Below are 10,729 nucleotides of genomic sequence, written 5' to 3'. Positions count from 1 at the left end.
GTGCCGTGCCCGCGGCAGGTCGGCCCCGGTGCGGCGCACCGCATCAGCGTCCGGTTACCCTTCACGGCATGGCGATGGAAGCTCCTGAACCCGCGGTGGACATTGACATCCACACGACGGCGGGAAAGATCGCGGATCTGGAACGGCGCCGGTACGAGGCGGTGCACGCGGGCTCGGAGCGTGCGGTCGAAAAGCAGCACGCCAAGGGCAAGATGACGGCGCGCGAGCGGATCGACGCGCTGCTCGACCCCGGCTCGTTCGTCGAGTTCGACGAGCTGGCGCGGCACCGCTCGACGAACTTCGGCATGGAGAGGAACCGCCCGTACGGCGACGGCGTGGTCACCGGCCACGGCACGGTCGACGGCCGTCACGTGGCGGTGTTCAGCCAGGACTTCACCGTGGCGGGCGGCTCGCTGGGCGAGGTGTTCGGCGAGAAGATCTGCAAGGTCATGGACCACGCGCTGAAGACCGGCTGCCCGGTCATCGGCATCAACGACTCCGGCGGCGCGCGCATCCAGGAGGGCGTGGTCGCGCTCGGCCTGTACGCCGAGATCTTCAAGCGGAACGTGCACGCCTCCGGCGTCATCCCGCAGATCTCCCTGGTCCTCGGCCCGTGCGCGGGCGGCGCGGTGTACTCCCCCGCCATCACCGACTTCATCGTCATGGCCGACAAGACCTCGCACATGTTCATCACCGGCCCCGACGTGATCAAGACGGTCACCGGCGAGGAGGTGACGTTCGAGGAGCTCGGCGGCGCGCACACCCACAGCTCGAAGTCCGGGGTGGCGCACTACCAGGCCTCCGACGAGGACGACGCGATCGAGTACGTCAAGGCGCTGCTGTCGTACCTGCCGTCGAACAACCTCGCCGAGCCCCCGGCGTTCGAGGTCCCGGTCGACCCGAACGAGCCGGACGAGGAGCTCGACACCCTCATCCCCGACTCGCCGAACCAGCCCTACGACATGCACACCGTCATCGAGCACGTGCTGGACGACGGCGAGTTCCTCGAGGTCCACGCGCAGTACGCGCCGAACATCATCGTCGGGTTCGGCCGGGTCGAGGGCCGCTCGGTCGGCGTCGTCGCCAACCAGCCGATGCAGTTCGCGGGCACCCTCGACATCGACGCCTCGGAGAAGGCCGCGCGGTTCGTGCGGACCTGCGACGCGTTCAACGTGCCGGTGCTGACGTTCGTGGACGTCCCCGGCTTCCTGCCGGGCACCGACCAGGAGTGGAACGGCATCATCCGGCGCGGCGCGAAGCTGCTGTACGCCTACGCCGAGGCGACCGTCCCGCTGGTCACCGTCATCACGCGCAAGGCGTACGGCGGCGCCTACGACGTCATGGGCTCCAAGCACCTGGGCGCCGACGTCAACCTGGCGTGGCCGACCGCCCAGATCGCGGTCATGGGCGCGCAGGGCGCGGTCAACATCCTCTACCGGCGCGAGCTGGCCGCCGCCGAGGACCCCGACGCCCGCCGCGCCGAGCTGATCACCGAGTACGAGGACACCCTCGCCAACCCCTACGTCGCTGCCGAGCGCGGCTACGTCGATGCGGTGATCAAGCCGTCGGAGACCCGCGGCCAGGTCGTCAAGGCGCTGCGGGCGCTGCGCGACAAGCGCCGGACGCTGCCCCCGAAGAAGCACGGCAACATCCCGCTGTAGAGCACCCCCGCCGGAGCACCGGCCGCCCGCCGTCGAAGGAGATCCCGATGAGCGCCGAGGACAAGCCGTTCCTGCAGATCGTGCGGGGCGACCCCACGCCCGAGGAGGTCGCGGCGCTGGTGGCCGTGCTGACCGCGCGCGCCCGGACCGCCGCCGCGGCCCGCTCCGCCGGGGAGCCGGGGCCGGTGTCGCGGTGGGCCGACCGGTCGCGCGGGCTGCGCGGGCCGGTCGCCGAGGGCGTTCCGCCGCGCGGGACGGGCGCGTGGCGCGCCAGCGCGCTGCCCCGCTGACGCGTTCCCGCCGCCCCCTCTGGCCGTCGCGGGGGCGGCGGGACATGCGGAACGACATCTAACCGTGGTTCACCCACTCGAACGGCCTTCACACGAATAAGGTGAAAGGCCATGGCCACCTCGGAGTTCGTCCCACAGCCCGCGCGATACGCCATCTTCGTCGACGCGGGATACCTCTACGCGGCCTCCGGTGCGCTGCTCCTGGGGTGCAGTTCCCGCCGGGAGTACCGGGTGGCCGCCGAGAAGCTGATCAAGGCGTTGACCTCGCACGCCGACGAGCAACTGCTGGGCGAGCTGCTGCGGGTGTACTGGTTCGACGCCGCGCCCAAGCGGCAGCCGACGGTGGACCAGCGCGTCATCGCCAACCTCCCGCTGGTGAAGCTGCGGCTCGGCAACCTGAACGCGCAGGGCCAGCAGAAGGGCGTGGACGCCCAGCTCCGCGCCGACCTGGAGGCCCTGGCCCGGCACCGCGCGATCACCGACGCGGTGCTGCTGGCGGGCGACGAGGACATGCTGCCCGCCGTGGAGGCCGCGCAGCGCTACGGGGTCCGCGTCCACCTGTGGGGCGTCGAGCCCACCCACGGCTCCAACCAGGCCGAGTGGCTGGTGTGGGAGTCCGACACGGTGGAGGTGCTCCAGGCCGACTTCCTGCGGCCGTACTTCACCAAGGCGAAGGTGCTGCCGGTCCCGGCGCCGCCCGCGGCCGTCCCCGGCGGCGGCCCGGTCGAGCGGACGCCCGTCCCGTCCCCGGCGCAGGTGTTCGCGGGGCGCGTCCCGTCGGTGCGCCCGGCCCCGGCCGCCGCCACCGCGCGCGGCCCGGCCGCCCCGACGCCCGCGACCGTCGCCGCCGCGATGAACTCCACCGGCCTCGCCTCCGGCGTCTCCGACGGCAAGCTCGGCCCCGACCGCGACCACATGCTGGAGATCGGCGAGCACGTCGCCCAGAAGTGGATCTTCGAGCGGGGCCGCGACAACATCCGCGACCTGCTGCCCGGCCCGATCCTGCCCCCGGTCATCGACAAGGAGCTGCTGATCGAGGCGGAGAAGGAGCTCGGCGGCTCCCTGCGCCCCTACCAGGAGGCCCGCACCTGGCTGCGGGACGGCTTCTGGGAGCGCGTGTACCGCGAGTTCGGCATCGGGATCGGCAAGTCCGACTGACCCCGGCGCCCCGGCCACGAACGTCGGGTTTTGTGATTGTTCGGGCACGGGGCGTGACGAACGGGTACAGTCCCCGCCGTGATGTGGGGTCATCGCCCGGGTGCGCTCCGGCACCTCCGGGCCGTGTCGGCTCTGGCGCTCCTGACCGGGTGCGCGGCGGCCGGGTGCGAGTCGCCCGTCGCGTTCCGCCGGCCGGGCCAGGGCGGGCCGGGCGCTCCGTTCGCGGCGCTCGGCGGGCCCGCGCCCTACGTCACGCCGGCGACGCCCGCGCCGCGTTCCGGGGCGGGGATCCCGGTCGCGGCGACGCGCCCCGACGTGTACGCGGCGACCCGGGCCGGGGTGCTCACCGCGGCGGCGCGCTCGGCCCCGCCCCGGCTGTACGTGCCGAACGCCCGCACCCGCACCGTCGACGTCATCGACCAGCGGACGCTGCGGGTCGTCGCGCGGGTGCGGGCGGGCGCGGCACGGGTCGTCGCGGGGTGGGACCTGCGGCGGCTGTGGGCGGTGGGCGGCGGGTTCGTCCCGCTGGACCCGCGCACGGGGCGGGCGGGCCGGCCGTCGCGGGCGTTCGGCGCGGACGGCGTGTACTTCGACCCGTCCGGGCAGGCCGCGCTGGCGCTGGGGGCGGCGCGGCGGCGGCTGGTCTTCCACGACCCGCGCACGATGCGGGCGCGCGGCGTGCTGCGGCTGCCGTGCGCGGCGCGCCACGCCGACTTCTCCGCCGACGGGACGTTCCTGGTGGCCAGCTGCGGCGGCGGGCGGCTGGTGCGGATCGATCCGGCGCGCCGCGAGGTCACCGGGACGCTGGCGCTGCCCGCCGAGTCGCGCCCGGGCGACCTGCGGCTCTCGCCGGACGGGACGACGTTCCACGTCGCCGACGCGGGGGCGGGCGGGGTGCGGCTGGTGGACGCGATCCGGCTGCGGGAGACGGGGTTCGTCCCGACGGGGCCGGGAGCGCGGGGGCTGGTGGTGAGCCGCAGCGCGCGGCGGCTGTTCGTGCTGGGGTCCGGGACGGTGACGTCGGTCGACTTCGGCACGCGGCGGGTCGTGGCGCGCTGGGCGCTGCCGCGCGGCGGGGCCGCCGAGGCGGGCGGGCTGTCGGCCGACGGCGGCCTGCTGTGGCTGTCGGCCCCCGCGAGCGGCGTCGTGTACGCGCTGTCCACGCGCACGGGCCGGGTGGTGCGCCGGGTGAAGGTCGGCGGAACACCGCGGGCCCCACTGGTGCACCCCCAGCCGGGGCGGCGCTCACTGGGCGGACCGGGCCTCTACCGCTGAGTCCCGAGCCGTCCGCGTGGGCGGCACCGCCGCGGGCTTCGGGGCACGTCCTGGAGCGTGTTCTGAGCCACCGCGCCCGCCAGGGCCCGGTCACGACGCGGGCCGCCAGGCGAGCACCGCGGGCCGCCAGGCGAGCACCGCGGGCCGGACCCCAGCCACGCACGCGAGCGCGTTACCTGGCCTGCGGGCCCGAAGCCGGAGGCGAGGGCCCGCAGGCCAGATCGCGAAGCGATGCCGCGCTCGCCAAGACCTGGTAAGAAGCGAGCCCCCAGGGCGAGCGCAGTAGGCCAGGGCTTTGAAATACCGCCTAGCGGACCGAGACCTGGTGCCACTCCGGGAGCAGCTCCTCCACCAGCGCCTCGGTCTCCGGCTGGAGCTGGTCCAGGTACGGGTCGCGGGCCCGGCGGTCGCGCAGCTCGTTCGCGGTCGCCTGGAGCTGGGCGACGTCGCCGGACGCGTGCGTGGCGCGCAGCAGGTCCCGCCACAGGCCCTCGTCGTCGGGCGCCAGGCGCAGCCCGGCCCGCGCCGCCGCGACCGCGCCGCGCGCGTCGCCCTCGTCCAGCCGCAGCAGGACCAGCCGGTGCGCCACGTCCACCACCCGCGCCGACGCCTCGTACTCCAGGTCCTCCCCGGCCAGCCAGGCGTAACGGCCGCGCGGCCGGTCGGCCAGCGCCGGGCCGCGCACCAGGTCCAGCGCGTAGGACATGTAGGCGACCTCGGAGGCGGGCTCGGCCGCCGACCGCCACACCAGCCAGCGGAACACCGCCCAGTCGACCCGCACCTCCGAGCCGAGGCGGATGCGGCCCCGGTCGTCGGTGTAGAGGTTGGGGCGGCCCCGGGAGTCCAGGCCGAGCCAGTCGCCGACGCGGGCGATCGTGGCGTCCCGGACGCTGGCGCTGACGCCGCGCGGCCAGATCGCGCCGCCGAGGACCGTGGGGTGCACGCCGTTCGGGTGGGTGGCCAGGTAGACGAGGACCTCGGTGCACAGCGCGCGGCGCGACTCGTCCATCGGGCCGGGCGCGTCCACCTCGATCGGGCCGAGCAGGCGCAGCTCCGCCGACGCCTGCTGGGCGTTCGGCGGCTGGACCTGGTCGGACGGCTCGGGCAGCGGGGTCGAGTCCACGCGGTCGGCCGTGCGGAACAGCTCGAACACGCCCCGGTACTGCTCCTCGGGCACCAGTTGCGCCGCGACCTCGAAGCCGAGCACGCCCGCGTGCAGCCGCCCGTCCTCGTCCACCTCCCAGGTCCAGGTCGCGCCCTGCACGTCGCCGGGGAGGAGGTAGCCGGCGGCCATGCGCGTCCCGGTGCGGGCGAGGGCGACCAGGCGGTCGGCGTCGCGTTCGTCGGGCTCGTCCGCCATGATCAGGTAGTGCGGCATCCACGCCTCGCCGAACACCCCGCGGCAGCGTCCGGTCAGCACCGAGTCCACGCCGGAGGCGGCCAGGGCCTGCCGCACCTCCTCGCTGCGCGCCTCCAGCTCCGGCAGCGCCTCGACCAGGGTGGGCACCGCGCGGACGCGGTCCGGCGCGACCTCGGCCAGTCCCTCGGCGAGCTCCTGCCCGAACCCGACCAGCGTGATCCGCATGTGGTCGGACCAGCGGTTGGTGGCCAGCTCCAGGGCGAGGGCGGCCAGCACCGCGCGGCGCTGCTCGTCCGGGCCGCGCACGGCGATGAGCCCGTGGGCGGCCTCCAGGTCGACGAGGATGCGGCCGTTGTCGTTGGTGCCGATGGAGGCGAGTCCCGGGTAGGGGGCGAGCACGTCCGCGAGACCGGCCGCCTCCAGCTGCGGCAGCGCCCCGGCGTGCAGCCGCCACACCTGCCCGTCGTCGAACGCCTCCCAGGGGGCGGGCGGGTTCCGGTCGGCCGGGGCGACCCACAGGTCGAGGCTGCCCGACCCCAGATGGACGCCGTAGACGGTGGGCAGGGCGCGGCCCCCGGCGGCCATGGACTTCGACAGGTGCCGCAGGCCGAGGTCGAGCAGGTGCGCGGCGGTGTTGTCGGCCCCGACGCGAAGGGCCTGCTCGGTCCGCGCGGCGCGTCCCTCGGGCCGGGGGATCATGTGCCCGAACGCCCGCCGCCACATCTGCTCCCGGCGCCGCCGCCCGAGCGCGCTGAGCAGCCCGGCGGCGAGCAGCGAGGCGGCGGCCAGCCCCTCCGGCCAGCCGAACTCGGCGGAGAAGGGGGAGGTCTCCTGCTTGGCGCTCTCCCGCCCGGGAACGCTGGCCCCGCCGGTCTCGGCACTGCCGCCGAACTCCCCACCGGGCCGCGCCGACCCGGAGGGCTTGGGCGTCTCGGAGGGCTTGGCCGTCTCGGAGGGCTTGGCCGTCTCCGCGGGCTTGGGCGTCGCGGAGGGCTTGGGTGACTCGGAGGGCCTGGCCGTCTCGGTGGGGCGGGGCGTCTCCGAGGGCTTCGCCGTCTCGGCGGGCTTGGCGGAGGCCGGGGGCTCCGGGCGGGGGGTCTCGGTCTTCAGGGGCGGAGCCGGGGGCGCGGGGGCCGGGGTCTCCGGCGCGGGCTGCTTCGGCGGCTCGGGCCGTTCGGAAGGGTCGGGCTGCTTCGGGGGGTCGGGGCGTTCGTCCCGTTCGGGGACGTCGCGCCCGTGCTCGTAGTAGTCGTCGAGGTCCTGGACGGCGACGACCCGCACGCCCTTGGCGTCGGCGGGCATCTCCAGGATCCAGCCGGGCCGGATCAGGCTGGCGATGCTGAGCCTGCTGCCGTCGGGCTGCGTCCGCCCCTTGTTCAGCTCGTAGATCTCCTTGTACCGGCGGCCCTCGCCCAGGCACTTCTCGGCGATCTCCCACAGGCTCTCGTGGTGCCGCCCCTCCGGCGGCCGCACGCGGTAGATCTTCGTGGTGCGGGCCTTGGCGGCGGGGGTGCCGGCGAGCTCCTCGGCGACGCGTTCCGCGGCCTGCTCGGGGGCCTGCCGCGGCTCCTGCGCGACCGGGATCCGGTGGAACTCCTGCGACTGCGTCTGCACCGGGGTGTGGGACAGCTCCCGTCCGGCGAACGCGGGCATCACCGCCGTCGTCGCCGTGAACAGCAGCAGCGCCGCCACCACGAGGCGGTGCACCAGCGACTGCGTTCCCCCGGCCAGCGGCACCCGCGCGGGGACCCCGACACCCCGCACGGCCGCGTAGACCTCGACGACGACGCACGCCGCGAGCTGGAGCCAGGCGAGCCAGACCAGCGCCACCAGCACGGTCAGCAGCTGCTCGGGCCCGACCTGCTCGGTCAGGTCCGACACGCTCGGCAGCTCGTCCGGGACCGGCGAGCCGAAGAACGTCACCAGCGCGTACGGCACGCCCGCCAGCAGGGCCGCCAGCGCGGCGAGGGCGCCGAGCCCCGCCAGCACCTCGCCGGGCCCGCGCCGATGCCTGATCTTCACCGGCCGCCGCGGGCCCCGGCCGAGTCCCGGGCCGCCAGCCTGTCGTGTCACCATTGCGCGCCCATCCGATCGATCGGTCGCCGGCCTGTGATCGAGCTGACCCCAAGCCATCGTAAACACGGCCCACAAGCCCGCAATGCCCAGCGGATAACTATCCCGCCTCACTCTTCCTGACCGGTCGAGTCCCGACCGGTCACACGTTCCACAGCGGCTCTTTCGCAAGGCCGAACACGATCAGTAGATCATCGGTAACTTTCCGTGCCATGCCGACCCCCTGGCACGACATCCTGACCGAGACGTTCAAGGAACGTCCCGAGCTCGCCGTCGATCTCCTGCGTGACGGGCTGGGGCACGACCTGCCCCGCAACGCCCTCGTCCGCGCCGAAAGCGGCAGCCTCAACACCCGGAACTCCCAGGACCTCCACGTCGACACCGTCACCGTGATCGGCCCGCCACAGCAGCCGGTCCACGTCATCCCCGTGGAGGTCCAGCAGAAGCCGGAGGAGTCCAAACGCAAGCAACTGCCCCGGTACGCGGCGGCGTTGTGGCTGATGATGGACTGCCCGGTCACACCATTGGTGATCTGTCCGACCGACAAGGCCGCCGAGTTCTACGCACGTCCCGTCGAGACCTCGCTACCGGGGTACACCCTTCCCGTGGCGGCGCTCGGTCCCGCCCGGATCCCTCGGATCACCGATCCGGAGGAAGCGGCGGCCTATCCGGAGCTGGCGATGCTGTCCGTGATGGCCCACGGCACCCACCGGCCGGTCGCCGAGGCGTTCCTTCAGGCCGTCGCCGTCCTACCTCCCGATCACGCTGTGAAATACAATGAACACGCATACGACATCTCTCCGCCCGCCGTGCGGCGCATCCTGGAGGAGCTCATGAAGGCGTCCGCCCCGCTTCGCATCGTCACCCCGATGGGCAAGGAGATCTTCAGCCAGGGCAGGACCGAGGGCAAGGCCGAGGGTGAGGCCGAGGCGCTTCTGACCGTCCTGGAAGGGCGCGGCGTCGAGATCCCCCACGACGCGCGCGAACGCATCCTCTCCTGCACCGACCTCGACCAACTGACCACCTGGCTCCGCCGTGCCGGCACCGCCACATCCGCGGCGGAGCTGTTCGGCACGGACGGAGCCTGAGGTCAGAAGAAGAGGGTGTGGAGGGCGTGGGTCGCTTCGGGGCCGTAGGTGACCGTGCCGACGGGGACGCGGCCGTCGAGCTCCTCGATCACCCGGGCGGTCCAGGTCGGGCCGAACGCGCCGCACAGCTCGATGAGCTGCGCGCCGTCGGCGGCGAGGCGGGCCGCGACCGGTGGGGCCTGGTCGGGGCGGGAGACGCCGACCAGGACGGTGCGGCAGGTTCCGGTGTCGTTGACGGTGATGTCGCGGGCGGGGTCGCAGCCGTCGGCCACGTAGATGAAGCCCCAGTGGGTGAGTGCCATGCGCGGCAGCTAACCGGGGTGGTCGGCGGCGCGTCCACGAGGCGTTCCCTCATCGGCGTGAGGCCCGGCCTCAGCGGCCAGTTCGGCGGCCAGGGCGCGCAGCCGGGCGGCGGACGGGTGTGACGGGTCCCACACCAGGGCGTGGCGCAGGCGCGGGGCGTTCGGGAGCGGCCGCCAGGTGAGGTCCGCGCCGACGGCCTCGTCCCGGTGGGGGCGCATCGCCACCAGCGACGGCGTGTGCGCCAGCTCGGCGGCGAACAGCGACCGGCGGGGCGGTCCCGGGCGGACGCGGCGCGGCCGCCAGCCCGCGGCGTGGAAGGCGTCGAGCATCGCGTCGTGGTAGCCGGGGGCGAGGTCGCGGTCGAACCACAGCAGGTCCTGGTCGCGTAGGTCGCCCCAGTCGAGTTCGTCGCGTGCGGCCAGCGGGTGCCGGGACGCCATGAGCACCCCCAGCGGCACGTCGCCGACCACGCGGATCTCCAGGTCCCCGGTGTCGGCGGGCAGCACGACGAGGCCCATGTCCAGGGTGCCGTCGCGCAGCCGCGCCAGCTGGCGGCTCACCGGCAGGTCCCGCAGGTCGGCGTCGCCGGCGTGCGTGCGCAGGGACGCCACCACGCCGGCGGGCGCTCCCGGTGTCACGCCGACGCGCCACGCCCGGTCGCCGTCGGCGACGCGGTGGACGGCGCGGGCGCCCGCCTCGGCGGCGGCGAGGGAGCGGCGCGCGTAGGGCAGCAGCGCGCGCCCGGCGTCGGTGGGCGCCATGCCGCCCGGGGTCCGGTGGAACAGGGGCGCGCCGAGTTCGCGTTCCAGCGCGATGATCTGCTGGCTGAGGGAGGTGGGCCTGATGCCGAGGAGCCCCGCCGCGCGGGTGAGGTGCCCCTCCCGCGCCACGACCTCGAAGTACCGCAGCTGCCGCAGTTCCACGGAGGCCACAGTGCCATGTCCGGCGGCGGGAATGTCGGCTCCGGTCGGCATGATCGGATACATGGGGAACACCGATCTGGTGCGGCGGGTCGCGGCGAAGGCCCGCGCGACGGAGGAACGGCTGCCCGAGTGCGCGAGCGAGGCGGAGATCGCGGTCGCCGAGGCCGAGCTGGGGTTCGCCCTGCCTCCGCTGCTGGCGTGCCTGTACCGCGAGGTCGCCAACGGTGGTTTCGGGCCGGGCCGGCGGCTGCTCCCGGTCTCGGGACCGGGCCCGACCGTCGTCACCGCCTACTGGGAGGAACGCGAGCCCAACCCCGGCGGCGGCTGGTACTGGCCCCGCGGCGTGACGCCGGTCCTGGACTGGGGGTGCGGCATGTACGCGGCGGTGGACTGCCTGGACGAGCGCGCCCCCGTCCTGCTCTACGAGCCGAACCCCTACGGCGGCGGCCGTCCCGAGGCGTGGTTCCACGACGCGCCGTCGCTGGCGGCGTGGCTGGAGAAGTGGCTGACGGGCCGGTGGTGGTGGGACGAGGAGCCCGGCTCGGACGCCGCCGCCCTGGTCCCCTGGCCGAACGCGGCCGGACGCCTGGCCGGGTAG

9 protein-coding genes are annotated in these 10,729 nt (G+C 74.6%); 6 read left to right on the top strand and 3 right to left on the bottom strand.

The features are described 5' to 3' along the window. Positions 1–68 precede the first annotated feature (68 nt). The 4 genes from HNR61_RS30730 to HNR61_RS30715 all read left to right on the top strand — a co-directional run bounded on the left by HNR61_RS30730 (position 69) and on the right by HNR61_RS30715 (position 4,384). Positions 69–1,661, top strand: coding sequence for an acyl-CoA carboxylase subunit beta (locus tag HNR61_RS30730; RefSeq protein ID WP_220509984.1), 1,593 nt, complete (start codon positions 69–71; stop codon positions 1,659–1,661). Between the two features lie 47 nt (positions 1,662–1,708). Further along, on the top strand, positions 1,709–1,951 hold the full coding sequence (locus HNR61_RS30725; protein WP_182846643.1) for an acyl-CoA carboxylase subunit epsilon: 243 nt from the start codon (positions 1,709–1,711) through the stop codon (positions 1,949–1,951). Positions 1,952–2,062: 111 nt separating this feature from the next. Further along, complete coding sequence (locus HNR61_RS30720) at positions 2,063–3,109, top strand: NYN domain-containing protein (RefSeq protein WP_182846642.1); 1,047 nt, start codon at positions 2,063–2,065, stop codon at positions 3,107–3,109. A gap of 123 nt (positions 3,110–3,232) precedes the next feature. Next, positions 3,233–4,384, top strand: a complete 1,152-nt coding sequence (locus HNR61_RS30715; protein ID WP_182846641.1) for a YncE family protein — start codon at positions 3,233–3,235, stop codon at positions 4,382–4,384. Positions 4,385–4,691: 307 nt separating this feature from the next. On the opposite strand, the gene HNR61_RS30710 is transcribed toward HNR61_RS30715, so the two are convergent. After that, a complete protein-coding gene (locus HNR61_RS30710; RefSeq protein WP_312898172.1) occupies positions 4,692–7,766 on the bottom strand; it encodes a BTAD domain-containing putative transcriptional regulator in 3,075 nt (1,024 codons plus the stop codon). 263 nt (positions 7,767–8,029) lie between these two features. Between HNR61_RS30710 and HNR61_RS30705 the strand changes: the two genes are divergently transcribed. Continuing rightward, positions 8,030–8,905, top strand: coding sequence for an RpnC/YadD family protein (locus HNR61_RS30705; RefSeq protein WP_182846639.1), 876 nt, complete (start codon positions 8,030–8,032; stop codon positions 8,903–8,905). 2 nt (positions 8,906–8,907) lie between these two features. On the opposite strand, the gene HNR61_RS30700 is transcribed toward HNR61_RS30705, so the two are convergent. Next, the gene (locus tag HNR61_RS30700) at positions 8,908–9,207 is read right to left on the bottom strand and encodes a DUF6506 family protein (protein WP_182846638.1); all 300 of its coding nucleotides are present in this window, start codon (positions 9,205–9,207) and stop codon (positions 8,908–8,910) included. Positions 9,208–9,216: 9 nt separating this feature from the next. Beyond that, on the bottom strand, positions 9,217–10,131 hold the full coding sequence (locus tag HNR61_RS49465) for a LysR family transcriptional regulator (protein WP_312898171.1): 915 nt from the start codon (positions 10,129–10,131) through the stop codon (positions 9,217–9,219). 61 nt (positions 10,132–10,192) lie between these two features. Here HNR61_RS49465 and HNR61_RS30690 point away from each other — a divergent pair, with 61 nt between their 5' ends. Further along, a complete protein-coding gene (locus HNR61_RS30690) occupies positions 10,193–10,729 on the top strand; it encodes an SMI1/KNR4 family protein (RefSeq protein WP_220509983.1) in 537 nt (178 codons plus the stop codon).

Source organism: Actinomadura kijaniata (assembly GCF_014138665.1).
Classification (GTDB): Bacteria; Actinomycetota; Actinomycetes; order Streptosporangiales; family Streptosporangiaceae; genus Spirillospora; species Spirillospora kijaniata.
The sequence above is the reverse complement of the archived record's forward strand: the minus strand, read 5'-3'. Positions and strand labels throughout refer to the sequence as shown.

Coding starts and splice junctions, on each gene's coding strand:
- HNR61_RS30730 (WP_220509984.1), top strand. CDS start 69: ATGGCGATGGAAGCTCCTGAACCCGCGGTGGACATTGACATCCACACG.
- HNR61_RS30725 (WP_182846643.1), top strand. CDS start 1,709: ATGAGCGCCGAGGACAAGCCGTTCCTGCAGATCGTGCGGGGCGACCCC.
- HNR61_RS30720 (WP_182846642.1), top strand. CDS start 2,063: ATGGCCACCTCGGAGTTCGTCCCACAGCCCGCGCGATACGCCATCTTC.
- HNR61_RS30705 (WP_182846639.1), top strand. CDS start 8,030: ATGCCGACCCCCTGGCACGACATCCTGACCGAGACGTTCAAGGAACGT.
- HNR61_RS30700 (WP_182846638.1), bottom strand. CDS start 9,207: ATGGCACTCACCCACTGGGGCTTCATCTACGTGGCCGACGGCTGCGAC.
- HNR61_RS30690 (WP_220509983.1), top strand. CDS start 10,193: ATGGGGAACACCGATCTGGTGCGGCGGGTCGCGGCGAAGGCCCGCGCG.